The organism is Paraburkholderia sp. XV, from assembly GCF_020177535.1.
Lineage (GTDB): Bacteria > Pseudomonadota > Gammaproteobacteria > Burkholderiales > Burkholderiaceae > Paraburkholderia > Paraburkholderia caribensis.
This window is the reverse complement of the sequence record NZ_JAGUUD010000041.1, coordinates 24,700-49,229: the sequence shown is the minus strand read 5'-3', so window position 1 is coordinate 49,229 and position 24,530 is coordinate 24,700. Positions and strand designations below refer to the sequence as shown.

Here is a 24,530-nt window from a genome sequence, read left to right as displayed (position 1 = left end):
ACAACCTAACCAAACCGGATCATTCACACCGACAATGAACGACTTCAAGCGCGAGCCGTCCAGTTCATTCGATTCACCGAAAACACATGGCCGCTTCGGCTATCAGCCGATTCATGAAGGCGAGGCGTACCACTGGCCGAACGGCGCGCGGCTCGCGGTCTACCTCGGCTTCAACCTGGAGCACTTCGCGTTCGGCGAGGGACTGGGCGCGGCGCTAGGGCCGCTGTCTCCGCAGCCCGATGTGCTGAACTACAGCTGGCGCGAGTACGGCAATCGCGTCGGTGCCTGGCGCTGCATCGAACTGTTCGATTCGTTTGACATGCCGGCGGGCACGCTCATCAACACGTCGCTTTACGATCACTGCCCGGAACTCGTCGATGCCTGTGTCGCGCGCGGCGACGAACTGATCGCGCACGGTCACACCAACGCGCAGCGCCAGAGCGATCTCGACGAGGACGGCGAACGCGCGCTGCTGGCCCATTGCCGCTCGCGCATGTACGAGCAGTCGGGCGCGGAGCCGGCGGGATGGCTGTCGCCATGGATCTCCGAGTCGCACCGCACGCCGGACCTGCTCGCCGAGACGGGGTATCGCTACACGCTCAACTGGTGCCACGACGACCGGCCCGTGCGTATGCAAACGAACGGCGGGCCGCTGTGGTCGATTCCATATCCCCAGGAGCTGAACGATCTGCCGATGATCATGGCGCGGCAGATGGACATGCGCGATTTCGCGGACATGATCATCGACCAGTTCGACGAGATGCTCGAGCAAACGCAGCGCGCGTGCACTGCGCCGCCGCTTGTCATGGGCATCGCGCTGCATCCGTACATCGTCGGGCAGCCGTACCGGTTGCGGCACTTGCGGCGCGCGCTCGCGCATATCGACAGTGTGCGCGACGACATCTGGCTCACCACGCCGGGCGCCATCGCGCGCCATGCCGACGAGGCCGTGCCCGTAGCGGCGCAAGCCGTATGAGTGCCGTGCAGGCGGGAATGCAGCGCGCGAAGCGCGATCGGGCGGACGCGGATGGCCGCATCTATCAAACGATCTTCGAAGGCGTGTTGAATCGCAGGCTTACGCCGGGCACCAAGCTGCCCGAGCCGGAGTTGTGCGCGCTGTTCGGCGTCGGGCGCGCGGTGGTGCGGCGCGCGCTGGAGAAGCTCGCACACGACGGCATCGTCGTCTTGCGTCCGAACAAAGGCGCTGTCATTGCGCAACCGACGCGTGAGGAAACACGCGAGATTTTCGAGGCCCGCTGCGCGGTGGAACGCGCACTAGTCGAGCTCGCAGCGCAACGCGCGAGCGTCGACGATATCGGCGCGCTGCGCAGACAGCTTGCCGACGAGCACGAGGCGATGCATCGATTCGACCAGCCTTCATGGGCGCGGCTTGCCAGCGAGTTTCATCTGCGCATCGCCGCGCTGGCGGGCAACGCGACCCTCGAACGCTATCTCACCGAACTGATTTCGCGCTGTTCGCTGATCGTCGGTGCATACGAGCCGGTCGGCAACGCGCCGTGCGAGCACGACGAACACACCGCTATTCTCGATTGTCTGGAAGCTCGCGATGCCGACGGCGCGATTGCGCATATGACCGCGCATCTCCGGAGTCTGGAGGCGCGTATCGAAACGTCGCGCATGCCTGGCAAAAAACGGCTGGCGCAGCTGCTCGGCATCGAACCCGATCGACAAACCGTGATGGAGTGACATGGAAATCGACTTCGAAGCGATCACCGAGTACCAGCGCTACAAGCTGATGGCGAGCCTGATCGTGCCGCGCCCCATCGCGCTCGTGACCACGCTCGGCGTTGACGGCACGGTGAATGCCGCGCCGTTCTCGATGTTCAACATGCTGGGCGAGGAGCCGCCCATTGTGATGATCAGTATCAACCGGCTGGCGGACGGCACGCTGAAGGACACGGCAGTGAACATTCCGCGCGAAAAGGAGTTCGTCGTGCATCTTGCCGACGAGGCGATCGCACAGCAGATGCATCGTTGCGGCGAGCGCTTTGCGTCGACCGTCAGCGAGCTTGACGAAGTGGGCTTCACCGCGCTGCCGTCGACGCGCATCAAGCCGCCGCGCATCGCGCAGGCGCCCGTTGCGTTCGAATGCGAGCTTTGGGAGACGCTTGAGACAGCGAGCCGGCATATCTTCATCGGCAAGGTGCTGGTGCTGCACGCGCGGGACGAACTGATCGATCGCGACGCGTGGCGTGTCAGATTGCAGCATTACTTTCCCGTGGGCCGGTTCGGCGCGAGCGACTATGTGACGACGCGGGATCGATTCGAGCTTTGAGTTGCGCGCGGTCCCTGGAAAGAACAAAGGCTGATATCTATTTTCAGTTTCCGTTGAACGTGCCTGGTTTCCTTCGGGTATAAGCTTCGCCATATCGATTGGTAGCGACATGAGTCATCTCACCTGGCGATGCAATGAACCCGATCCGAAATCCACGCAATCCCGTTCGCAGCGAAATCGATTTCGACGCGCAGGGCAAACATAGCGGCTATCTGCGTTTGCCTCACTCCGTGCACCGCTCGGCTTACGGCTGGCTGCCCATTCCCATCGCCTCGATACGCAACGCGGCGGGGCCTGTCGTGCTGGTCATGGCGGGCAACCACGGCGACGAATACGAAGGCCAGATTCTCGTGTCCGAACTGATCCGGCAGATCGACGCAGACGACGTCTCGGGTCAGTTGATCCTGCTGCCGACGGCCAACGCGCCTGCGGCAGAAGCAGGGTTACGCACGTCTCCACTCGATGACGGAAACCTGAACCGCGCTTTTCCGGGCGATCCTTCAGGTTCTCCGACGCAGATCATTGCGCATTACATCGAGCATGAGTTGCTGGCGCGCGCGGATTTCCTGCTGGATCTGCATTCTGGCGGCAGCTCGCTGCTCTACCACGGCAACAACATGCTCGCGATCGATCCACGCGATGAAGAGGAACGGCGCCAGTTGGTGCAGGCATTGCAGGCGTTCGGCTTGCCGAACGCGTTCCTGCACGCGGAGAATCCCGTGCATGCGGCATCGGCGGCGCGCCGTCAGGGCGCGCTCTCGATCACAGCTGAAATTGGTGGCGGTGGTGCGGTCAATCCGCTGTTGCTGAATGAAGCAAGGCAGGGTTTGCTGCATTTTTTGGCGCATATCGGCCTGCTGCATGGTCCACTCGTTCCCGCAGCGCCCCCTGCCGATACGCGCTTTCTGCGCGTCGCGGGTGCGCGGCACTACGTTTATGCGTACGACAACGGTATATACGAACCGCTCGTCGAGTTGGGGCAGCGCGTTCGTGCCGGTCAGCCAGCCGCGCGCATCCATTTTCCCGATACGCCGCTCAAGGAGCCAGTGACCTGTCACTTCGCGAGCGATGGAGAGGTAGTCTGCAAACGCGTACCCGCTCTCGTGAAGCGAGGCGACTGTCTCTTCCATCTGGCGGACGAAGATCGCTCGTACGTTTGATCGGCCCTTTCTGGAACGTATGTCGAAGCGCGAATTTCACTGTGGCATTACCGTATTCAATCGTCATTGCATGACTTGTGTGCGCGATTCGATTCATTTGCATCGCACGATATTCATATAGAAATTGCTTGTTTAGCGCCGTCGTGACCTGGCGCTATCGTATGAGCTCCTGAACGCAGATCGACATCGCTGTCGATGATTCATGAGCACGATCGTCGTTGACACCACCCCTCGAGATCCACGCGCGAAACCATTGCTAGACGCGTTGCAGTGGGAATATGCGACGCGCTACGAGGATTTCCGCAAGGACGGAGGCGCCGCCGCCGCGCAAGAGATGTCGCGGTATCCGGCCGAACTCTTCGCGTCCCCTGAAGGCGCATTCATTCTGTTGATCCGCGATGGCGAGACGATCGGCGGTGGCGCATTCAAACGCTACGATGCACGAACAGCCGAACTTAAACGCATCTGGACGCGCGACGATTTGCGTCGTCAGGGTCTCGCGCGCCGCGTCGTCCAGGAACTGGAACTTCGCGCGCTCGAACAGGGCTACACGCGCGTCTATCTGACAACCGGGTTCAAACAACCCGAAGCGTGGGCACTTTACGAAAAGACGGGTTACGCGAAGTTGTTCGATAGCGCACTGCCGCCTGAAGTGCACGTACATCTTCGCTTCGGCAAGGACCTGCTGGAACCGCATCGCACCGGCACGCTGGAAGACCTGAGAGCCAAAGACACCGATCTCGCTACGCGCTAACGGTCGCCTCCGGCATTCACTTCAATTCAACACAACATCGGACGGACTATGAGACTGGGTCTGCAATTGTCGTCGCTCGTACTGGCCGCCATGACGGGCATGGCGTTGTATGTGAGCAATAGCGCGCTCGCCGCAACGGGTTTCGATCTGAGCCCCGAGCAGAACGGACGCATCCGCACAGAGCAGGACCCGGCGGCGATCAAGGCCGTGCCTGCGAGTTTTCAGTTCGTGGTCAAAGATACGTTGACCATTGGCATCGTGCCGGCGCATCCGCCCATCAGCACCTATGCGACGGACGCGAAAACAGTCGTCGGCTTCGATCCCGATCTCGCGCAACTCGTGGCGGATAGCCTCGGGCGCAAGCTGAACGTGGTGGTTCTGTCGTGGCCCGACTGGCCGCTTGCGCTCGCCTCCGGGAAGGTCGATGCGGTGATTTCCAATGTCACGGTGACGGAAGAGCGCAAGGCCAAATTCGATTTCTCGACCTATCGCCGCGACCAGCTCGGCTTCTTCGTGAAGACGGATAGTGCAATCAGGTCGATCAAGGAACCGAAGGACATCGCCGGCCTGCGCGTGATAACCGATGCGGGCACGAATCAGGAAAAGATCCTGCTCGAATGGGATCGTCAGAATATCGCGCATGGGCTGAAGCCGATCACGGTGCAGTACTACGACGACGATGCCGTGAAGTCCGTCGCGCTTCAATCCGGGCGCGCGGACGCGATCTTCAGCGTCAATGCCGTTCTGTTGTACGACGCTGCGAAGCAGGGCAAGACGCGTCAGGTGGGCACCGTCAGCGGTGGTTGGCCGCGCACCGCCGAAGTGGCCGTCACGACGCGCAAAGGCAGTGGGCTCGCCGATCCGCTGACGATCGCGCTGAACGATCTCATTCACAAAGGCCAATACCACGCGGTGCTCGACCGCTGGAATCTCGGCTCCGAAGCCATCGAAAAAGCCTCGACCAATCCGCCGGGTCTGCCCAGGTCCTGATGATGCGGTTGCTTGCGTGCATGCGTCGACTCGTCTTTCCACTGTTTCAGGCCGAACGCCATGACCTATTCGATTTCCTTGCTCGACAAGAGTCCGATCGCCGACGGCGCCACGGCGAAGGACGCCTTGCAATTCACCGTGCAGCTCGCAAAGCGAGCCGAAACGCTTGGGTTCAAGCGTTTCTGGATCGCCGAGCATCACGGCTCGCCAGGGCTCGCGAGTTCGGCGCCTGAGATCGTCGTCTCGCATGTGCTTGCGCATACGTCGCGCATCCGCGTCGGCTCGGGCGGCGTGATGTTGCAGCACTACAGCCCTTTCAAGGTCGCGGAGACGTTCAAGGTGCTGGCGGCATTGGGCCCGGGGCGGGTCGATCTGGGCGTCGGCAAGGCACCGGGTGGACTGCCGTTCACCACGCGCGCATTGCAGTGGCGGCACGACAAGGCGAACCGGGCGGACTTCGAAACGCAACTCGCGCTATTGAATGCGTTCCTCGACTGGGGCGTCGACGAAGAGCATCCGCTTGCGGGCGCGATTGCGTTGCCGATTCCGCCCGAGTCGGCTGAACGCATTCTGCTCGGCGGCAGCCCGGATAGTGCCGCATTGGCGGCGCGGCACGGATGGCAATTCTGTTATGCCGGGCACTTCAATGGCGACGAGGCGAATATCGAGCGCTCGCTGCAGACGTACCGCGATGCGACGGGGCGGGCGCCATTGCTCGCGCTTTATGCCGTCGCCGCGCCGACGGACGAAGAAGCGCGGCAACTGGTCGGTCCGCTGCGTATCTTCAGGCTGCAACTCGCGACGGGCCAATGCGTGAATCTCGGTACGGCGGAAGCGGCAACGGAATTTGCGAGGCAAACGGGTGCGAGCGACTACCGGATCGACGAACGACGTCCGCATGTCATCAAGGGAAGCGCCGATGAAGTGCGGCGGCAACTCGATGCATTGAGCGAACGCTATGGCATCGAAGAGTTCGTTATCGATTCGCCGCTGCAAAGCTATCCGGAGCGTCTGAGATCGGTCGAACTGCTCGGCAGTACGATCGCGCCTGCGCGCGCTCGACCCTCCCTTCCGAACCTCACGAACTGACGGACTCCACCATGAGCACGCGCAACATTCCATTCGGCATCATGCTGCAAGGCGCCGGCAGCCACATGAATTCGTGGAAGCACCCAGGCGGCCCCGCCGATGCGAGCGTCAATCTCGACTTCTTCATCAAGACCGTGCAAAAGGCGGAGGCGCATGGCATCGCGTTCGCGTTCGTCGCGGATGGACTCTACATCAACGATAAGTCGATTCCTCACTTCCTCAACCGGTTCGAGCCCATTTCGATTCTTTCGGCGCTTGCCACGGTCACGTCGAAGATCGGGCTGGCGGGCACCGTGTCGACCTCGTACAGCGATCCCTTTACCGTCGCGCGGCAGTTCGCCTCGCTCGATCTGATCAGCGGCGGGCGCGCGGGGTGGAACGTCGTGACGACGCCGCTCGAAGGCACGGCGAAGAACTATGGCGGCTCGCATCCCGAGCATGCGCTGCGCTATGAAATCGCGGATGAATACCTCGACGTGACGCGGGGCCTCTGGGATAGCTGGGATGACGATGCCTTCGTGCGTGATCGCGAAAACGGCGTGTTCTTCGACAAGACGAAGTTGCACACACTCGATCACAAGGGCAAGTTCTTCCAGGTTGCGGGACCGCTCAATATCCAGCGCTCTGCGCAAGGACAGCCAGTCATATTTCAGGCGGGTTCATCGGATGCGGGCATTGCGCTCGCGGGCAAGTATGCGGACGCCGTCTTCACGCATTCGGTGTCGATCGAAGAAACAAGGCGCTTTGCACAACGTGTAAAGGATAGTGCCGTCGAACATGGCCGGAGCAGCGACGACGTGAAGATCTTCCCCGGCATCAGTCCGATCGTCGGGGCGACGCGCGAGGAGGCCGAGGCAAAGTACCGTGCAATCCGCGAACTGCTGACGATCGACGAAGCGCTTGCTTATCTGGGCCGATACTTCGACCATCACGACTTCACGCAGTATCCGCTCGACGCGCCATTTCCCGAACTGGGGGAGATCGGCAAGAACAGTTTCCGTTCGACGACGGACCGCATCAAGGCAAAGGCCCGCGAGAATAACTCGACGCTGCGCGAAGTCGCGCTCGAAGTGGCCACGCCGCGAACCCACTTTCTCGGCACGCCCGCGCAGATTGCCGATGAGCTGATCCGCTGGATCGACGCTGGCGCCGCCGATGGCTTCATCCTTGGTTTTGCGGTGCAAGCGCAGGGTCTCGACGACTTCGTGCGCTACGTGATCCCTGAACTCGAACAGCGCGAGCGCTACCAGCGCGCGCTGACGGGCGTGACGCTGCGCGATCAGCTCGGCTTGCCGCGCAAGCAAAGCCGCTACGCGCTTGCCGACGTGGCTTGAGGGCGGGAGTGTCGACGATGAACGATTCCGCTGAACTCGCCAATCCGCCGCTTGCCGGTGCGCCGGCCGATTCGCCACGAAACAGGTCGGGCTACCGCGTGGTGCCGGCGAGGAACCCTGCCCGCACGCTTGGCACCGTGTGCGCGGCGATCCTGATCGGCGTGGTGCTCAATTCGGTGTTGGGCAATCCGCGCTGGGGTTGGAGCGTCTTTGCCGAATGGTTTCTCTCCGGGCCGGTTCTGTCTGGACTTGGCCGTACCTTGCTGCTCACCGCGTTGGGCGCGGTGATCGGCTTCGCGCTCGGCATTCCGATTGCGCTTGCCAGAGTGTCGCGCTCGCCGCTGCTGGCGGGCAGCGCGTGGGCGTTCGTGTGGCTGTTTCGTTCCATTCCATTGATCGTGCTGCTGCTGATCCTGAACAATCTCGGGTATCTGTACGAGTCGGTCTGGATCGGCGTGCCATTCACGAAGATCGCACTGGTCGACATGCCGACCACGGAGCTCATCAGCCCGTTTTTTGCGGCCGTGCTCGGTCTGACGCTCAATCATGCGGCCTTTTCGGCCGAGGTGATTCGCGGCGGCATTCTTTCCGTCGATCACGGCCAGTTCGAAGCCGCTGCTGCGCTGGGCTTGCCCCGCCAGCGGCAGACCAGGCGCATCGTCTTGCCGCAGGCGATGCGCTCGATCGTGCCGACGGCATTCAATGATCTGATAGCCCTCGCGAAGGGTTCGTCGATGGTCTATGTGCTGGCGATGCCCGAACTGTTCTATACGGTGCAGATCATTTACCGGCGCAATCTCGAAGTCATCCCTTTGCTGATGGTCGCGACCGTCTGGTATTTGATCATTCTTTCCGTGCTGTCGGCGATTCAGGTGGTGGTGGAGCGGCACTTTGCGCGCGGCGTCTCGCGTAACGCGCCGGATTCCGTTTTCAGCGATGCATTCGTCTGGTTGCGCAAGCGGCTGGGCATACGGTATCGCGACGCTGATGCGCGGCGTGAACCGGTTGCGCCGCAACCCGCGTCGCATCCGGTTCACGTAGGAAATCCTGGTTGGGATATGCAGCGCAAGGGCGCGGAGATCGCCATTCAACATGTGTCGAAGAGCTTCGGGGCGCTCAAGGTGCTGGACGATGTATCGCTGGCGATGCGTCCGGGCAGCGTCACGGTGATTCTGGGGCAGTCCGGATCGGGCAAGTCCACGTTGTTGCGCGCGATCAATCACCTCGAGCGTGTCGACGACGGCTTTATCGACATCGACGGCGAGTTGATCGGCTATCGCCGCGTCGACGACACGCTATACGAATTGAAAGAGAAAGAGATCTTGCGTCGCCGTGTCGATGTCGGGATGGTGTTCCAGAACTTCAATCTGTTTCCGCATCTGACGGTGCTCGAAAACATCGTCGAGGCACCTGTCGCGCTGGGGCGTCTGTCGAGGACGGAAGCGGAGCATCTTGCGCGCAGTCTGCTTGCACGCGTTGGCCTCGATTCGAAAGCGCAGGCGTGGCCGCGTCAGTTGTCGGGCGGTCAGCAGCAGCGTGTGGCGATTGCACGCGCGCTTGCGTTGAAACCCAAAGTGCTGCTGTTCGACGAACCCACGTCAGCGCTCGATCCCGAACTCGTCAACGAGGTGCTCGACGTCATCAAGGCGCTCGCGCGTTCCGGCACGACGATGGTGACCGTTACCCATGAAATCGGCTTTGCGCGCGAAGTGGCGGACACGATCGTGTTCATGGATCACGGCCGCGTGATCGAGCAAGGGCCGCCGTCGACAGTACTGAACGCGCCGCAGCATAGCCGAACGCGCGAGTTTCTCTCGCGTGTCTTGTGATGACCTTCGCAACCCTACGATGACAGACCGCCGCCACTTCATACTCGCGAGCCTCGCGCTGGGCGCGCTTTTTCTTCACGACGCAGAGGCAGGGGCCGCCGTCGACCTCAGCCCGCAGCAGCCGGGAAGAGTCCGCACACGACAGAATGCCGCCGCGCTTGCGGCGATCGGCAACCACTATCGGTTCGTCAAGGAAGGGTACTTCACCGTGGCCATTTCGCCGCATTTGCCGCCGACGGCCACGTATGCGACCGATGCGCGAACCGTGGTCGGATCGGATGCCGACTACGCGCAATTGATCGCCGACTCGCTCGGGCTCAAGCTGCAGATCATACCGATAGCATGGGCTGACTGGCCGCTCGGCTTGAGTTCGGGCAAGTACGACGCCGTGATCTCGAACGTCGGCGTGACCGAGCAGCGCAAGGAGAAATTCGACTTCACGACCTATCGGCAGGGCCTGCACGGCTTCTATGTGCGAACGGCCAGTCCCATCAGAAAGATCTCTGCGCCGAACGACATTGCGGGTCTCAAGCTGATTACGGGCTCCGGCACGATTCAGGAAAAGATTCTTCTTGAATGGGACAGGCAGAACGTAGCAAAAGGACTCGCGGCCATCGAAATCCAGTACTTCGATGACGATGCCGCAAGCCGGGGCGCCTTGCTGTCGGGACGCGCGGATGCCGTGTTCAATCCGAACGCACCGCTGGCCTACGACGCCGCAACCACAGGCGCGATCCGGCAGGTGGGGACGGTCAACGCGGGCTGGCCCGCACGCGCCGACGTGGCGATTGCGACGCGCAAAGGCAGCGGTCTCGTCGATGCGCTCACCCTCGCGACGAACGGTCTGATCGCCGACGGCAGCTACACGCGGTCGCTCGCGCGTTGGGGCATTCAGTCGGAAGCGTTGAGCCGCTCGGAAACCAATCCGCCGGGACTGCCGAAGTTCTGATGCTGCCCGGTGCACGCGGCTGATTAAGCAGAACCGCATATAACGATGTGCGGATTAATTGGTGGCGGTTCGATGCGATGCGCGGAGACACTCCACGTTCGTCGTTCGCATTTGACCCGCAACTATTCTAATCGTGATGATTTCCCGACCGCTTCGTGACCCCGCGCCTGTCCGGCGCATCCTATCCCGCATTTCATTCGTGCTTAGCCTTACGGTGTTGTCCGCTGCAGCTCAGGCGGCGCCATCCGGCACGCTCGTCTTCTGCTCGGAGGGCAGTCCGGCCGGTTTTGATCCGGGCCAGCATACGACCAGCACCGATTTCGACGCGAGCACCAACACCGTCTACAACGAACTCGTGCAGTTCCGGCGCGGCACGCTTGATCTCGAACCCGCTCTGGCGACGAGCTGGGATGTGTCCGCCGATCAGCGCACATACACGTTTCACCTGCGCAAAGGCGTGAAGTTCCAGACAACCGCATGGTTCAAACCGACGCGCGAGTTCAATGCCGACGACGTGCTGTTCACGTTCAACCGGATGCTGCACGCCGACGATCCATTCCGCAAAGCCTATCCGACGAGCTTTCCGTATTTCAGCGATCTCGGATTCGCGAAGAACATCGAGAGTATCGACCGGGTCGACGAGACTACCGTACGTTTTCGCCTGAAAGAGCCCGACGTGATCTTCGTACGCAATCTCGCGATGAGCTTCGCGTCGATCCTATCCGCCGAATATGCCGCGAAGCTGACGGAGGCGCATCGTGAAGCCGATATCAACCAGTTGCCGGTCGGAACCGGGCCGTTTGCGTTCCGCTCCTATCAGAAGGATGCGCTGATCCGCTACGACGCGAATCCCGATTACTGGCGGCCCGACGACGTCAAGCTCGCGCATCTGGTGTTCTCGATCACGCCGGACCCGGCGGCGCGCATCCAGAAACTGGCGAACGGCGAATGTCAGGTGTCGGTATTCCCGCGGCCAGCCGACCTCGACGTGGTCAGGCGCAATCCGTCGCTGACGCTCGTTTCGGGTGTCGGCTTCAACGTGGGCTTCGTCGCGTACAACACACAGCACGCCCCGTTGAACAAGCTCGATGTTCGCCGCGCGCTCGACATGGCTATCGACAAGCCCGCGATCATCCAGGCCGTGTTCTCCGGCAACGCGACGGTGGCGACCAATCCGATGCCGCCCGCGCAATGGTCATATGACAAGGAACTGAAGGATGCGCCTCACGATCCCGCAAAGGCCAAGGCGCTGCTCGCACAGGCGGGCTTTCCCGACGGCTTCGATCTCACGTTGTGGGCGATGCCCGTGCAGCGTCCCTACAATCCCAATGCACATCTGATGGCGCAACTGATCCAGCAGGACTGGGCGAAAATCGGCGTGCGCGCGAAGATCGTCAGTTACGAGTGGGGCGAGTACAACCGGCGTGCGAAGCAGGGCGGCGAACATGACGCGATCCTGTACGGCTGGTCCGGCGACAATGGCGATCCCGACAACTGGCTCGGCACCTTGCTCGGCTGTGCCGCGGTGGGTGGCAGCAATGTATCGAAGTGGTGCGATCCGGCGTTCAACGGGCTGATCGAGAAGGCGCGCGAAACGTCGGACACGAATGAGCGCACGCGTCTTTACGAGCAGGCACAGGTCATCTTCAAACAGCAGGTGCCGTATACGCCTGTCGCGCATTCGATCGTTTCACTGCCCGCATCGAAACGTGTCAGCGGACTGGTGTTTTCGCCGCTCGGCAGTCATCGCTTCGATGGCGTGTCGCTGAACTAGCGGCTTCGCTTCGTTCAACCCGGATCAAACGCCTTGAGGCCCCGCGCGAGCGCGGGCCTCGCCTCGACCTGTTCATACCAGCGGCGCAGATTCGGCAATCGAGCCCAGGGCAGTTGTGACTTGACCGACTGAGTGATCGTGAAGGCCGCGATGTCCGCGATCGAAAATGTCTTTCCTGCCATGTACGCATCGTCACTGACATACCGCTCCGCCGATTCGAGTGCGGCAAGCATCCGTTCGACGAGCAGCGTTTGCCCCGCCGGCACACCCGCGCCACGCAGAAAAAAAGCAGCGTGACTGACGGCTATCACGTCGGTCACGAAAAAGAAGAACCGCTCATAGACGACGGATCGGGCAAGCGAGTCGTCCGGTAACAGGCGACCCGGCGGTCTCTCCGCAGCGTAGAGAATGATCGCGTTCGATTGCGCGATCACGACAGGCGGTACGTTCTGTTGCCTTTCAATCAGTACGGGCACTTTTCCCGCGGGGTTGAGCGCAAGATACGCTGCGCTTCGATGCTCGCCGCTCGCAAGATCGACGGGTCGGACCGCGTACGGCAAGCCGGCTTCTTCCAGCGCAATGGCGGCGCGAATACAGTTCCCTGTCGGCGCGCCATAAAGCTCATAGCTCGTCTTCATCTCCATGTCCTTTTTGTGACCACGCGAAAATTGCCAGCCCAATAGCAGTCGATCAAATGAATCATATCTGTGCACGGAAGTTGCCAGTAAGTGGCGGTGAACGATTCAATTGCACGAACAACAATAGTTAATTGTCGAAGGCCCCAAGCGGATTTCATTGACTATACTGCGTGAGGCTGTGGTTGTCGGCGCGTGCGCATGGCACGTCCCTTATTGAAGACACGAAGTGGAAACTCGCCAGTAGAGTTTCCATGCGGTGCGTTTTCGGACGCCATGAATCCAGATCGCAAGCACGGGCCGGGTGGGCGCTTGACGCGATGCGAGTCGAAGGCTCGGCTTCGCGCGGTGGTCGCAAGCGCCAAAAAACGCTTCCTGACGGTTGGCTTCCGGGAGACCAGTCTCGACGACATTGCTCGCGATGCGGGCGTGGCGAAGAAGACGCTTTATTGTCATTTCGGCAGCAAAGAGCAGTTGTTTAGCGCGATTCTGGAAACACTGGGGCGGACCTGGCAGGAGCAGCTCCGGCACATCGTCACGAGCGGCGGCGAACCCGTCGACGTGCTCGAAAGAGCGGCGCTGCATCTGCTCGACATCGGCACTCGCGATGAGATGACGCAGCTTTATTGGGTGCTGCTGGTCGAGACACGCCGTTTTCCCGCGCTCTCGGCCGGGCTTTACCAGGAGCGAGGACGGCTGATCGGCATCGAACCGCTCGAAGGCTATCTGCGCGCAGCGATCGAAAACGGCGAGCTCGAATTCGACGACGTCGAGCTCGCCACCGAGCAGTTCGTGTATCTGGTGCTAGGCGGTGTGCGCGCCAGAATGCTGCTCATGGGCACGCGGCGCCCGAGCGCAGCGAGACGTCAAACGATCGCAAAGCAGGCGGTCAGGATTTTTACCGCAGGGTGTTTGACCCGGTAAAAAAACTTTCAAAACATTGTCGATTTTCATTCAATTCAATTAGTCATACGAAGTAAATCGATCGTGTTGGAATGCCTATCCAGTCGATGGAGGCAAAGGCATGAAAGCAGTTTCGCGTGCGTCGAGTGTTGTGCGCGCAGGATGTGGAACGACGCAATGGCGGTTCGCGGCGCTCGGCGGGGCTGTGCTCGTCGTCGTCATGTCGTTGGCCGCTTGCATGATGGGCCCGGACTATCGCAGACCCGAAGCGCAGATTCCGGACGGATTCAAGGAAGGCGTCGACTGGCAGCGCGCCGATGCGAACCCGCAGGCCGCGATCGACAGTACATGGTGGCGAATGTACGGCGACGACAAGCTGAACGACCTCGTCGATCAGGCCTTGCGGGCGAACCAGTCGATCGCCGCAGCGGAGGCCGCGTATCGTCTCGCGCTCGCGACAGTCGAGGCGAACCGTGCGGGCCTCTTTCCGACCGTGACGGCCGGTCTGTCCGGCGCGCGCTCCGGCGGCAACGTCGCCGCGCTGAGCGCGAGCCGCGCGTCCGGTTCGACGTCGTCGGCGGCGGGCGGGGCGGGCAATAGCGTGGTGGCGTTCGGAGCCGTCAGCTGGGAACTGGACCTGTGGGGCCAGGTACGGCGCCAGATCGAAGCAGCGAAGGCCAACGCGCAAGCTTCGGATGCGCAACTCGCCGGCGAGCGCATTTCGATTGCGGCGAGCGTCGCGACCGATTACTTCCAGCTGCGGCAAGCCGACTACGACATCCGCGCGCTGAAGGACCAGTTGGACGCTTACGGGCGCATCCTTGCGATCGTGCAGACGGCCTACGCCCAGGGCGGCGCCTCCAACGACGACGTGCTGGTCGCGCAAGAAGATCTGCAAACGGTGATCGCCGATCTCCAGACGACGGAAATCAACCGTGAACATGACGAGCACGCGCTTGCCGTGCTGGCGGGCGTGCCGCCCGAGTCGTTCAGCATCCCGCCCGATCCCGACTATCACTTCGTTGCGCCCGCCGTGCCGACGTCGCTGCCCTCGCAACTGCTTGAGCGGCGTTACGACGTGGTCAGCGCCGAGCGCACGGCAGCCGCTGCGAATGCGAGCATCGGCGTGGCCGAAGCCGCGTTTTTCCCGACCTTGACGCTTTCGGCTGAAGGCGGCTTCGCGCACAGCACGCTCGCCCATCTGTTCACGGTGCCGTACCGCTACTGGACGCTCGGGCCAGATCTGGCGCAAACCATTTTCGACGGCGGCGCGCGTACCGCGGCCGTGCATGAGGCGCGCGCCACGTATGACGAAGACGTGGCCAACTACCGCAATACCGTGCTCTCGGCATTCCAGAGCGTGGAAGACAGCCTGTCGTCGATGAATCACCTGCGGGCGCAGGAAAGCGCGTTCGCGCGTGTGCTCGACAGCAACGCGCGGCTGTTCGCGAGCCAAGAGGCGCAGTTCAATGCCGGTGCGGTCAGCCAGCAAAACGTGTTGAATCAACGGCTGACGTTGATCCAGGCGCAACAGAGTCTGCGCGATACGCAGGCCTTGCTTGCGCAGAACCACGTGTTGCTCGTGAAGAATCTCGGCGGCGGCTGGCAGCGCGATGACGCCAGCGCGGCATCCCCGGCCTCGGGAAGCGCTGTACGGCCTGTCGCGCAGCAATCCGCCAGTTCCGCCGACTGAACACGGTTGTCACGAATGACGCATTGACGCGCACGCAGTTCGAAACGATTCAATCTTCACGGGAACGCCGGCATGCAGACAAGCCGCCCGGGCACGCCCGTGTTACGCAACAACGGAGTTCTCATGAAGTCTCGTTTGGAACGCGTGTCGTTGTTATGTCTGTGTCTGATCGTGCTGGGCGCGTGCTCGAAAAAGGCGCCGCCGCCACCGCCGCCGCAGGTCTCGACGGTGAAGGTGCAGGCGCAGTCGGTGCCGCTCGAACGGCACTTTGTCGGACGCCTGTCGCCGTACTACAGCTCGAATGTCACGGCGCGCGTCTCGGGCGTATTGCTCAAGCGCAATTACGCGGAAGGCTCGCAGGTGCGGGCTGGACAACTGCTGTTCGAAATCGATCCGACGTTCTATCGCGCGCAGCTCGACAACGATCTCGCGATCCTCGCCCAGGATCGCGCCACCTATATCAACGATCACATCACCGCCGAGCGCAACCGCAAACTGCTGCCCGTCGGCTCGATCTCGCAGCAGACCGTCGACAATTCCGACGCTGCCGAGCGCAGCGCGGCCGCCAAGGTGAAAGCCGACGAGGCGACGGTGCAGAGCGCGCGCATCTCGCTCGATTACACGCGCGTGACGGCGCCGATCGGCGGCATCGCGGGCCAGCAGCAGGTGACGGCGGGCGCGGTGGTCGGCAGCAGCACGACCGACACGGGCGGCAACGGCACACTGCTGACGACCATCCAGCAGATCGACCCGATGTACGTGAACTTCACCATCAGCTCGGCCGATCTCGCGACCTTGCAGCAATCGCAAACGGGCGGCTCAGTCGACCTTGCGCAGCAGAACCAGGTCTCGGTGCGTATCGCGTTGCCCAACGGCGCGGCATACGGCAACCCGGGCACACTCGATTTCTCCGACGTGACGGTGAATGCATCGACGGGCGCCGTCAATCTGCGCGCGCTGGTCGCGAATCCGCAGCGGCGTCTGCTGCCTGGCATGTTCGTCTCGCTGACGGTCGATTTCGGCCGCCAGAACAATGTGTTCCTGGTGCCGCAGCAGGCCTTGCTGCGCGATACGACGGGCGCCTATATGCTGCTGGTCGGGGGGGACGGCAAGGTGGTGCGCAGGGATGTCGAGACGATGAATAGCCTCGGCAACAACTGGATCGTGACGCACGGCCTGAACGATGGCGACGAGGTCATCGTGACGGGCGTCCAGTTCGCGCATGAAGGGGCGCCCGTCAAAACGGTCGCCTGGCAGCCGCCGGGTTCATCGGGCGCAGCGGCTTCTTCTCAGGGCGCGGCGGCATCATCGGCCGCAGCGGCTTCGGCCGGCATGGCGAAGTAGGAGAGCGCTCATGCCGAGTTTCTTTATCGACCGTCCCGTTTTCGCGTGGGTCATCGCGATCCTGATTTGCCTGTTCGGCATCATCGCCGTGCGCGGCATGGGGATCGATTCGTATCCGGACATCGCGCCGCCGCAAGTGACCGTGACGGCGCAATATCCGGGCGCGAGCGCGCAGACGATGGAATCGACCGTGACGCAGGTGATCGAGCAGCAGCTCACGGGCATCGACAATCTGCTGTACTTCAGTTCGACGTCGAGCTCGAATGGCCAGACGCAGATCATCCTCACGTTCGCGACGGGCACCAATCCGGACATTGCGCAGGTGCAGGTGCAGAACAAGGTCACGCTCGCCGAGCCGCTGTTGCCCTCGCAGGTGACGCAGCAGGGCGTGATCGTGGCGAAGTCGAGCCCGGACATTCTGTTGTTCATCGCGCTGCAGTCGAACAATGCGTCGATCGACGCGGGGCGGCTCTCCGACATTCTCGCGTCGCAGATCCAGCCGGTGATCGGCCGGGTGACGGGCGTCGGCAACACGACGCTGCTCGGTTCGGAATACGCGGTGCGCATCTGGCTCGATCCCGACAAGCTGCAGAGCTACGGCCTGTCGACCACGCAGGTGCTCAACGCCGTGAGCGGACAGAACGCGCAATTCGCGGCCGGTTCGCTCGGCGCCGATCCTGCCGTGAAGGGCCAGGTGTTCACGGCAACCGTCTCCGGCGACAGTCTTTTTTCGTCGCTCCAGCAGTTTCGCGACATCATCGTCTTATCGAACAGCAACGGCACCACGGTCAAACTGAGCGACGTGGCGCGCGTCTCGTTCGGCTCGCAGACTTACGGACAGGCGCCCGTGTACAACGGCAAGCCGGCCGGCGGTCTTGCCGTGTTCCTGCTGCCGGGCGCGAATGCGCTGAAGGTCGAAAAGGCCGTCAAGGCGACGATGGATACGCTAGCGCGCGACCTGCCCGAAGGCGTCACATGGAGCGTGCCGTACGACACCACGCCCTTTATCACCGCATCGATCACGGACGTGATCCGCACGCTGATCGAGGCGATCCTGCTGGTGTTCTTCGTGATGTTGATCTTCCTGCAGAACCTGCGCGCGACCATCATTCCGACGCTGGTGATTCCCGTCGCGCTGCTGGGCACCTTCATCGGTCTTTCGGCGCTGCATTACACGCTCAACCAGTTGACGCTGTTCGGCATGGTGCTCGCAATCGGCATCGTGGTGGACGATGCGATCGTCGTGATCGAGAACGTCGAGCGCATCATGAGCGAGGAGCATATGGAGCCGCGCGAGGCGACCCGCAAGGCGATGAAGCAGATCACGGGCGCCATCATCGCGATCACGGTGGTGCTGACGGCGGTGTTCGTGCCGTCCGCGCTGCAGCCCGGCGCAACGGGCATCATTTACGCGCAGTTCGCGCTGACGATTGCGGTATCGATGGGTTTCTCCGCGTTTCTGGCGATGTCGTTCACCCCTTCGCTGTGCGCCGCGATTCTCAGGACAGAGCATCAGACGAAGAAAAACGCGTTCTACCGCTGGTTCGACCGGACCTTCGACTGGACGACGAAACACTATCTCAGCCATGTGGGCAAGGCCGTGCGTCACGCGCCGCGCTGGATGATGGCATTTGCGATCGTGCTGGTGCTGACGGGCTTCCTGTACACGAAGCTGCCGACCAGCTTCGTGCCCGACGAGGATCAGGGCTTCGTGCTGGCGCTCGTCAACCTGCCATCTGGTTCGACCTTGCAGCGCACCGATCACGTGATGGCCGAGTTGCGCGACAAGCTCGCCAACAGTCCGCTCGGCAAGGACATCGTGGGCATTTTCCAGCCCGAGGGTTTCAGCTTTGTCGGGACGAGCGAAAACGTCGGCATGTCGTTCATCAAGCTGTCCGACTGGAAGGACCGCTCCGAAACGGCAATGAAGATGATCCCGCAGATCAACCGCATTCTGTCGTCGATCCCCGACGCGCAGATCTTCGCCGTGAACCTGCCGACCATTCGCGGCCTGAGCCAGTTCGGCGGCGTCGACATGTATCTGCAGGCGCGCTCGGGGCAATCGCGCGCCGAACTCGGCGAGGCGGAGCGCACGCTGCTCACGAGCGCGGCGAAAAGTCCTGTGCTGTTCGGCATCCGGCCGAACTCGCTGCCGAACTCGCCGCAACTGGACATCGCGGTGGATCGTACGCAGGCGCAGGCGATGGGCCTGTCTCTGACGGACGTTTATCAGACCCTGGAGATGGAGCTCGCGCCTTTCTATATCGATCAGTTTACCTACGGCGGCCGCGTGAAGCGTGTCTATATCCAGGCGGATGCGCCGTTCCGGATGTCGCTCGACGCGCTTCAGCACCTCTACACGCCGAGCGTTTTCACGGCGGGCGGGTCGTCGGGTCAGGCGTCTTCGAGCAAGAGCAGTTCGGGCACGACGGGCAGCACCGGCACCGCCGTCGGCTCGAACGGTTTTGTCGCACCCGTCGATCCGTCGCCCGCCAATACGTCGATTGCCCCCTACAACATGGTGCCGCTCGCCAGCGTCGTGAATGCCAAATGGGCCTTCGGGCCGACGGTGCTGCCGCGCTACAACGGCTATTCGGCAATCGAGATCGTCGGCAACTCCGCGCCCGGCTACTCCACGGGGCAAGCGATCGATACGCTCAACGACATCATCAACCATCAGTTGCCGCGCGGCTTCGCGGGTGACTGGACCGGTCAGTCGTATCAGGAGTTGCTGTCGGGGTCGTCGGCGACCACACTGATGGCGTTGTCGATCGTGGTGGTTTTTCTGTGTCTCGCGGCGTTGTACGAGAGCTGGTCGATACCCGCGTCGGTGCTGCTGGTGGTGCCGCTCGGCATGCTCGGCATGCTCGCGTTCTGCCTGACCTTCAGCGTGCCCAACGACATCTACTTCAAGATCGGCCTTGTGACGGTGATCGGTCTCGCGGCGAAGAACGCGATCCTGATCGTCGAGTTCGCGGTGGAGGGACAGCAACGCGGCATGACGTTGCGCGACGCGGTGCTGACGGCGGCACGACTGCGGTTGCGTCCGATCCTGATGACGTCGATGGCGTTCATTCTCGGCGTGTTTCCGCTCGTGATCTCGTCGGGCGCGGGCGCTTCGTCACGTCACGAGATCGGCACGGGCGTGATCGGCGGGATGCTGTTTGCGACGTTTCTCGGTCTGCTGCTGATTCCCGTGTTCTATGTGGTCGTGCGCCGCCTGCTCGGCGACAAGCTCGACGAGGTGTCGCACAAGATGCCGCATCACGGCGGTGACCACAGCGATGGCGGCGATGGCGGCGCGTCGGTCGGACCAGCAGACGGCGCGCCGAAGGATGGTGCGCCAGGCGAGGGTGCGCCCGTCTGACGAACGCACGCGCGCCTAGGCGGCATGCGGATAGCAGCAAACCTCGCCCGTTTTTCTGACGCGCGTTCGTCAGCACGTCCGCTTTGTCGAGTCGCTTTCGTGTTTTGAAGTAATATGGTTCGCGCCATGCTCGCCATGGCGGTTTATCAGATGATCTGCCTGGCGCAGACAGGCGGATGCGATGCAAAGCGCACCTCGAGCCATCTTGCGCAGCGATGCACAACGCAAGGTGGCTGCGGCGGAGAAAGCGCTGTCGGAGCGTGAGCGCGAGTTGCAGCAAGCCAAAGCCGATGGCAAGAGCGCGAAGAAAATAGCCGGGCGCCGACGCAAGGTCGACGAGGCCCACACGGCGCTCGAAAAAAATTCAGACGGAAGCAATGCAGTGATTGGGAGCGACAAGATGCAAGTGCTGGTTGACGCAGACGCCTGCCCGGTTGTCATCAAGGACATGCTGTTTCGGGCCGCGCGTCGCGCCGAAGTGTGTGTGACGCTCGTTGCAAACCGTTATCTGCAGACGCCGCCTTCGCCGTATATCAAGTCAATGCAAGTACCTGCGGGCGCGGATGCGGCCGATATCCGCATCGTCGAACTCGCCGTGGCCGGCGATCTTGTGATTACCGCGGACATCCCGCTTGCCGCCGCTGCGCTCGACAAGGGCGCTTTCGTGCTCGACCCGCGCGGAAGCTGGTTTAGCCGCGAGAATATCGAGGAACGGTTGACCATGCGTGCCGTGATGGATCAACTGCGCAGCACGGGCGTCGATACGGGCGGTCCAGCGCCCTACAGTCCACGCGACAGCAAAACCTTCGCGGGGCAACTGGACCGGTTTCTCGCCCGGCATCGCGCGGCGCCGACCTGAACGTCGAGTGTGATTCGCTGTGGTTTTCAACAGGCGAATTGGCTCTATACTGGGGCACCAGGAGGTTCCAATGGCCGATCAAGAAAAACTGCATCCGCTACGCCCGTTTTTGAAGAACTGGATTTGGGAGCATGGTCGGGTAGGGACACGCTATCTGGATTACGCCGATGGCGAAATCAAGTTCGATGAAGGCAAGAAATCACGTTTCGCGGCAGAGAAGTACATTTATGTGCCGCTCGACAAGGACAGTGAAGCCACTGTAGCCGCAGAAGGCCCGGCGATCCAGGAAGCCGGGCTTGCCCGGTTCTTGCGGGCCGCGCAGTTGGGCACGCCGGATGAGGCGGGTTCTGTCGCGGAGATTCAACGCGCCGTGCAGGACTGCGTGGAGCTCGGCCTATTCAGCGCCTATCAGGCGGAGGCTCGCGAGGCAACGGCCCGCTATGCCCAGGAGCCGATGTTCGAAGACGAAATCCGTGCGGCGGTTGTCGACGATATCCGGCGGGTGTACGCGGGGGTGCGGGAGCAACTGTCGCTGTACGATTTCAGTGTGCTGTACGGCTTGCCCTCGCCGCTGCTGATCAGCGAGACGCCATTCATCGACTGGCGCGTGCGTGCAAGTCCGGGTCTGCCGTTTGTATCGCTTCCGTTGGGACCTTATTGCCTGCTGGTAGGCGCGCACTCGGGCCGCAAGAGCCGGATCGGCCCGGTGGTCTGGAAGGCGGCAGCCGCGATGGGCCCGTTGAAGGACCACAACCGCAAGCTGATGGAACACGCGCGTCTATGGCTGGTGGCGACCACGGACGACCAGCTCGTCCCGGCGCAAAGCCGGCTCGCTGCCGCCACGGGCGCGAGGCAAGAGAGTGTGAAACCTTAAGGTAGTCGGCAGCATCTTTCGTTGAGTTACTTAAACAGGGGAAACTAATGAACGCATTCAAAACACTCAAGCTGGCTGGCGCTGCATTGATCGTCGTTGCTTCCGTCAATGCCTGGGCGCAGGGAAGCGAAGCCGCTAGCGCAACGACGCCCACGCAAGGCGCTTCGAAATCCAGCGTCAGAAAGGCGAACCGGGCATTGAGCAAGAAAGTGGCTCAGGCGCTTTCGAAGGGCGGTGTCGATACGACGGGGATCAATGTTCTCGTGAAAGGCGGGGCAGTGACGCTCGCTGGGGGTGTGACCGATCCGTCGCAGATCGATAAGGCAACGTCGATAGCGAAGGGTGTTTCCGGTGTCACGTCGGTGAAGAATGCGCTGACGATTCGGGAAGGCGGTCAGTAGTACATCGAGCGCTGGGAATTGCGGGGTGCGGGATACTGCGCGAGAGTGGCGCACTATTTGTGCACCCCGCAATTCATGTTCGAATAGTTCGGATAGTTCGGATAGCTGATGTATAGATTGGAAAAGGATGATCGTTCAGGCATGCCTGGTCTCGCGATTCACGGTCGCGGGCGGGCAATCGCAGTTCTCCACGGGCGGGAGCAACGCCACTCGACTTATTCGAATGTCCCTGTACGCACCTCGCCGTTGCGCAAGTAGCGGGTAATCAACACGCCGCCCGGCGTGGTGATCGAGTGCGTCAGCGTGAAGGCCGACGCGAGTGCGTTGTCGCCGAACAAGCGCTTGCCGCGCCCAAGTATGATGGGGTAAATCACAAGTCGAATCTCATCTACCAGGCCCGCTGCAAGCAGTTGGCGCAGCATGTCGCCGCTGCCGAAGGTCAACAGATTGGCGCCGTCCTGACGTTTGAGCGTACGTATCGCATCGGCAAGGTCGCCCTTCAGCGGATGACTGTTCTGCCAGCCGAGCGCACCTGACCGGTGCGTGGCGACATGCTTGGTCACGCGGTTGAACAGGTCGGCGATGGTGCGGCTGTGAGAATCGGCCGGCACATGTGGCCAATACGACGCGAATATGTCGTAGGTGCGACGGCCAAGTAGCAACTCGAACGGCTGCGAGAGCAGATCCTGCAAGTTCTGGCCAATGGCTTCGTCGGCATAGGGAACAATCCAGCCGCCAAGGCGAAAATCGCCGCTGCGATCTTCGTCCGGGCCGCCAGGGGCCTGCACGACGCCATCCAGGCTGATGAAAACAGAAACCACGAGTTTGCGCATGAGGTTCTCCAGGTCGACGGACCCAATCGTTCCATCTATACGACGAACGAATCGCATGTCGATCGACAGCCACTCAATGCGATTTCCAAAGAAAGCGCGCAACGCTTCGACGCGGTTAATCGCCAGACGATTCACGCTCATTCGCGCAGTACGGTAAATAAACAACACCTCTTTGGCAGATCGCTATGCTGCAACGAATTGGCGGGCTATGCTCCTGTTCACGAAATTGATCCAGCTGGCTCACTTATTACTGTGGATCGCTGATGAAAAAGATCGTTATTTCAAGTGCCATTGGTGCACTTTTCGCTGCCGCGACACCGCTGGCCTTCGCACAAAGCTCGGTTACGCTATACGGCATCGTCGATGAAGCCATCCGCTATCAGACGAACGCCGGCCCGGGCGGCGACGACCAGGTTGCCATGACCTCGGGTCCGGAAACCCACAGCCGGTGGGGCTTGAAGGGCAGCGAGGATCTGGGCGGAGGATGGTCCGCAGTCTTCCACCTCGAAAACGGCTTCGAAGCCTTTAACGGGACACTCCACGTTCCGGGTACATTGTTCAGTCGCCAGGCTTACGTGGGTCTGTCGAACGACAAGTGGGGCGCACTGACCTTCGGCAGGCAATACGCGCCCGCTTACGACACCCTGGGCGATATCTTCGACCCGTTGACCGTTGGCAATTACTGGCAGAACAGTTGGCCCTATAACGGCATCGGCAGTTACCTGGAAATCAACAACGCGGTCAAGTACAAAGGCACGTTCTATAACCTGGCCGTGGATGCGCTATATGGTTTCGGCAACCAGCCGGGCGCACTCGGGCTCGGTGCGATCTACGCCGTGGAACTGACGTACACCTATGGCCCGGCCATGCTCAACGCAGGCTTCCAGCAGGTGTCCGTCCCAACCTCTGCGACGGGCTCGGCAGTCGGCACGAGTGTGGGCAGTGCAATCAATGGCGGCAAGACGAACTTCCTGCACATCAGCGGCGCCTGGCAGGTCACGCACGACGTCCGCCTGCTGGCCGGCTGGCTTCATGGCCAGGATCAGACGGGTTTGACCGACGTCAACATGCAGCAGGCTGGCTCGCCGACATTGAAGGGCGCCAGTCCTAACCGCATCGACGACACGTTTTACGTCGGTGCGAACTGGAAAGCCACCGCCCCATTGCTCTTCACGTTCGCGTACTACTACGGGCACGCGCGCAACGCCGAACGGCTGGACGGTTCGCTCGGTACAGGGGTGAACCAGTCGGCTACGATTCTCGCCGAGTACTCGTTCTCCCGGCAGTCGGAAATCTACGCGATCACGGACTGGGCGCGCGGCACGGGCGCCTTCGCCGCCGACTATCCGGGCGGAGTCAATTCCGCCGGTGTGCCGACCAATACCATTGGCCGAACCAACCAGCTGGGCGTGGCGGTCGGTCTTCGCAAGATGTTCTGAACACTGA

At 61.8% G+C, this 24,530-nt stretch carries 21 protein-coding genes and 1 pseudogene; 20 read left to right on the top strand and 2 right to left on the bottom strand.

Going from position 1 to position 24,530, the window contains the following annotated elements; all coding sequences use genetic code 11:
• Nucleotides 1-34: 34 nt before the first annotated feature.
• The 11 genes from KFO72_RS20240 (at nt 35) to KFO72_RS20185 (ending at nt 12,175) form a co-directional block, all read left to right on the top strand.
• The gene (locus KFO72_RS20240; protein ID WP_225032857.1) at nt 35-976 is read left to right on the top strand and encodes a polysaccharide deacetylase family protein; all 942 of its coding nucleotides are present in this window, start codon (nt 35-37) and stop codon (nt 974-976) included.
• Nucleotides 973-1,707 carry a GntR family transcriptional regulator gene (locus KFO72_RS20235; RefSeq protein ID WP_054931602.1) on the top strand — a complete coding sequence of 245 codons (735 nt, stop codon included), beginning with the start codon at nt 973-975 and terminating at the stop codon, nt 1,705-1,707. Before KFO72_RS20240 ends, KFO72_RS20235 begins: the two co-directional genes overlap by 4 nt.
• Nucleotide 1,708: 1 nt before the next feature.
• Nucleotides 1,709-2,296 (top strand): flavin reductase family protein, encoded by a 588-nt coding sequence (locus KFO72_RS20230; RefSeq protein WP_035995904.1) that lies wholly within the window; start codon nt 1,709-1,711, stop codon nt 2,294-2,296.
• A 134-nt stretch (nt 2,297-2,430) separates the two neighbouring features.
• On the top strand, nt 2,431-3,456 hold the full coding sequence (locus tag KFO72_RS20225) for a succinylglutamate desuccinylase/aspartoacylase family protein (RefSeq protein ID WP_225032856.1): 1,026 nt from the start codon (nt 2,431-2,433) through the stop codon (nt 3,454-3,456).
• 202 nt (nt 3,457-3,658) lie between these two features.
• Nucleotides 3,659-4,210, top strand: coding sequence for a GNAT family N-acetyltransferase (locus tag KFO72_RS20220; protein WP_225032855.1), 552 nt, complete (start codon nt 3,659-3,661; stop codon nt 4,208-4,210).
• Between the two features lie 48 nt (nt 4,211-4,258).
• Nucleotides 4,259-5,200 carry an ABC transporter substrate-binding protein gene (locus KFO72_RS20215; RefSeq protein ID WP_412101790.1) on the top strand — a complete coding sequence of 314 codons (942 nt, stop codon included), beginning with the start codon at nt 4,259-4,261 and terminating at the stop codon, nt 5,198-5,200.
• Between the two features lie 60 nt (nt 5,201-5,260).
• Complete coding sequence (locus KFO72_RS20210) at nt 5,261-6,289, top strand: LLM class flavin-dependent oxidoreductase (RefSeq protein WP_225032854.1); 1,029 nt, start codon at nt 5,261-5,263, stop codon at nt 6,287-6,289.
• An 11-nt stretch (nt 6,290-6,300) separates the two neighbouring features.
• Nucleotides 6,301-7,623, top strand: coding sequence for an LLM class flavin-dependent oxidoreductase (locus KFO72_RS20205; protein WP_225032853.1), 1,323 nt, complete (start codon nt 6,301-6,303; stop codon nt 7,621-7,623).
• Between the two features lie 17 nt (nt 7,624-7,640).
• Nucleotides 7,641-9,452, top strand: coding sequence for an amino acid ABC transporter permease/ATP-binding protein (locus KFO72_RS42320; protein ID WP_318248511.1), 1,812 nt, complete (start codon nt 7,641-7,643; stop codon nt 9,450-9,452).
• A gap of 19 nt (nt 9,453-9,471) precedes the next feature.
• On the top strand, nt 9,472-10,401 hold the full coding sequence (locus tag KFO72_RS20190; protein WP_225032852.1) for an ABC transporter substrate-binding protein: 930 nt from the start codon (nt 9,472-9,474) through the stop codon (nt 10,399-10,401).
• A gap of 136 nt (nt 10,402-10,537) precedes the next feature.
• Nucleotides 10,538-12,175, top strand: coding sequence for an ABC transporter substrate-binding protein (locus tag KFO72_RS20185; protein ID WP_225032867.1), 1,638 nt, complete (start codon nt 10,538-10,540; stop codon nt 12,173-12,175).
• A gap of 14 nt (nt 12,176-12,189) precedes the next feature.
• Here KFO72_RS20185 and KFO72_RS20180 read toward each other — a convergent pair whose 3' ends face one another.
• Nucleotides 12,190-12,813 carry a glutathione S-transferase family protein gene (locus KFO72_RS20180; protein WP_054931626.1) on the bottom strand — a complete coding sequence of 208 codons (624 nt, stop codon included), beginning with the start codon at nt 12,811-12,813 and terminating at the stop codon, nt 12,190-12,192.
• Nucleotides 12,814-13,011: 198 nt separating this feature from the next.
• Here KFO72_RS20180 and KFO72_RS20175 point away from each other — a divergent pair, with 198 nt between their 5' ends.
• From KFO72_RS20175 to KFO72_RS20140, 8 genes and pseudogenes are all read left to right on the top strand, one after another.
• The gene (locus KFO72_RS20175) at nt 13,012-13,734 is read left to right on the top strand and encodes a TetR/AcrR family transcriptional regulator (protein ID WP_054931627.1); all 723 of its coding nucleotides are present in this window, start codon (nt 13,012-13,014) and stop codon (nt 13,732-13,734) included.
• A gap of 100 nt (nt 13,735-13,834) precedes the next feature.
• On the top strand, nt 13,835-15,406 hold the full coding sequence (locus KFO72_RS20170; RefSeq protein ID WP_107203256.1) for an efflux transporter outer membrane subunit: 1,572 nt from the start codon (nt 13,835-13,837) through the stop codon (nt 15,404-15,406).
• Between the two features lie 123 nt (nt 15,407-15,529).
• Nucleotides 15,530-16,750 carry an efflux RND transporter periplasmic adaptor subunit gene (locus KFO72_RS20165; RefSeq protein ID WP_225032851.1) on the top strand — a complete coding sequence of 407 codons (1,221 nt, stop codon included), beginning with the start codon at nt 15,530-15,532 and terminating at the stop codon, nt 16,748-16,750.
• Nucleotides 16,751-16,760: 10 nt separating this feature from the next.
• A complete protein-coding gene (locus KFO72_RS20160; RefSeq protein WP_054931611.1) occupies nt 16,761-20,117 on the top strand; it encodes an efflux RND transporter permease subunit in 3,357 nt (1,118 codons plus the stop codon).
• A gap of 181 nt (nt 20,118-20,298) precedes the next feature.
• Nucleotides 20,299-20,418: pseudogene (locus tag KFO72_RS20155) on the top strand (hypothetical protein); the annotation flags it as partial.
• A 99-nt stretch (nt 20,419-20,517) separates the two neighbouring features.
• The gene (locus KFO72_RS20150) at nt 20,518-20,976 is read left to right on the top strand and encodes a YaiI/YqxD family protein (RefSeq protein WP_054931629.1); all 459 of its coding nucleotides are present in this window, start codon (nt 20,518-20,520) and stop codon (nt 20,974-20,976) included.
• Nucleotides 20,977-21,046: 70 nt separating this feature from the next.
• Nucleotides 21,047-21,850: a hypothetical protein gene (locus KFO72_RS20145; RefSeq protein WP_225032850.1), complete on the top strand. Its 804-nt coding sequence runs from the start codon at nt 21,047-21,049 to the stop codon at nt 21,848-21,850.
• Nucleotides 21,851-21,897: 47 nt separating this feature from the next.
• Nucleotides 21,898-22,251 carry a BON domain-containing protein gene (locus tag KFO72_RS20140; protein ID WP_054931613.1) on the top strand — a complete coding sequence of 118 codons (354 nt, stop codon included), beginning with the start codon at nt 21,898-21,900 and terminating at the stop codon, nt 22,249-22,251.
• Nucleotides 22,252-22,466: 215 nt separating this feature from the next.
• Here the strand turns inward: KFO72_RS20140 and KFO72_RS20135 are convergent, their stop codons facing one another.
• Nucleotides 22,467-23,084, bottom strand: coding sequence for a dihydrofolate reductase family protein (locus KFO72_RS20135; RefSeq protein WP_225032865.1), 618 nt, complete (start codon nt 23,082-23,084; stop codon nt 22,467-22,469).
• A gap of 263 nt (nt 23,085-23,347) precedes the next feature.
• Between KFO72_RS20135 and KFO72_RS20130 the strand changes: the two genes are divergently transcribed.
• Complete coding sequence (locus tag KFO72_RS20130) at nt 23,348-24,523, top strand: porin (protein ID WP_062917615.1); 1,176 nt, start codon at nt 23,348-23,350, stop codon at nt 24,521-24,523.
• Nucleotides 24,524-24,530 lie beyond the last annotated feature (7 nt).

Excerpts from the sequence above, each read along its gene's own strand:
- KFO72_RS20240 (WP_225032857.1), top strand. The coding sequence starts at position 35 with ATGAACGACTTCAAGCGCGAGCCGTCCAGTTCATTCGATTCACCGAAA.
- KFO72_RS20235 (WP_054931602.1), top strand. The coding sequence starts at position 973 with ATGAGTGCCGTGCAGGCGGGAATGCAGCGCGCGAAGCGCGATCGGGCG.
- KFO72_RS20230 (WP_035995904.1), top strand. The coding sequence starts at position 1,709 with ATGGAAATCGACTTCGAAGCGATCACCGAGTACCAGCGCTACAAGCTG.
- KFO72_RS20225 (WP_225032856.1), top strand. The coding sequence starts at position 2,431 with ATGAACCCGATCCGAAATCCACGCAATCCCGTTCGCAGCGAAATCGAT.
- KFO72_RS20220 (WP_225032855.1), top strand. The coding sequence starts at position 3,659 with ATGAGCACGATCGTCGTTGACACCACCCCTCGAGATCCACGCGCGAAA.
- KFO72_RS20215 (WP_412101790.1), top strand. The coding sequence starts at position 4,259 with ATGAGACTGGGTCTGCAATTGTCGTCGCTCGTACTGGCCGCCATGACG.
- KFO72_RS20210 (WP_225032854.1), top strand. The coding sequence starts at position 5,261 with ATGACCTATTCGATTTCCTTGCTCGACAAGAGTCCGATCGCCGACGGC.
- KFO72_RS20205 (WP_225032853.1), top strand. The coding sequence starts at position 6,301 with ATGAGCACGCGCAACATTCCATTCGGCATCATGCTGCAAGGCGCCGGC.
- KFO72_RS42320 (WP_318248511.1), top strand. The coding sequence starts at position 7,641 with ATGAACGATTCCGCTGAACTCGCCAATCCGCCGCTTGCCGGTGCGCCG.
- KFO72_RS20190 (WP_225032852.1), top strand. The coding sequence starts at position 9,472 with ATGACAGACCGCCGCCACTTCATACTCGCGAGCCTCGCGCTGGGCGCG.
- KFO72_RS20185 (WP_225032867.1), top strand. The coding sequence starts at position 10,538 with ATGATTTCCCGACCGCTTCGTGACCCCGCGCCTGTCCGGCGCATCCTA.
- KFO72_RS20180 (WP_054931626.1), bottom strand. The coding sequence starts at position 12,813 with ATGAAGACGAGCTATGAGCTTTATGGCGCGCCGACAGGGAACTGTATT.
- KFO72_RS20175 (WP_054931627.1), top strand. The coding sequence starts at position 13,012 with ATGGCACGTCCCTTATTGAAGACACGAAGTGGAAACTCGCCAGTAGAG.
- KFO72_RS20170 (WP_107203256.1), top strand. The coding sequence starts at position 13,835 with ATGAAAGCAGTTTCGCGTGCGTCGAGTGTTGTGCGCGCAGGATGTGGA.
- KFO72_RS20165 (WP_225032851.1), top strand. The coding sequence starts at position 15,530 with ATGAAGTCTCGTTTGGAACGCGTGTCGTTGTTATGTCTGTGTCTGATC.
- KFO72_RS20160 (WP_054931611.1), top strand. The coding sequence starts at position 16,761 with ATGCCGAGTTTCTTTATCGACCGTCCCGTTTTCGCGTGGGTCATCGCG.
- KFO72_RS20150 (WP_054931629.1), top strand. The coding sequence starts at position 20,518 with ATGCAAGTGCTGGTTGACGCAGACGCCTGCCCGGTTGTCATCAAGGAC.
- KFO72_RS20145 (WP_225032850.1), top strand. The coding sequence starts at position 21,047 with ATGGCCGATCAAGAAAAACTGCATCCGCTACGCCCGTTTTTGAAGAAC.
- KFO72_RS20140 (WP_054931613.1), top strand. The coding sequence starts at position 21,898 with ATGAACGCATTCAAAACACTCAAGCTGGCTGGCGCTGCATTGATCGTC.
- KFO72_RS20135 (WP_225032865.1), bottom strand. The coding sequence starts at position 23,084 with ATGCGCAAACTCGTGGTTTCTGTTTTCATCAGCCTGGATGGCGTCGTG.
- KFO72_RS20130 (WP_062917615.1), top strand. The coding sequence starts at position 23,348 with ATGAAAAAGATCGTTATTTCAAGTGCCATTGGTGCACTTTTCGCTGCC.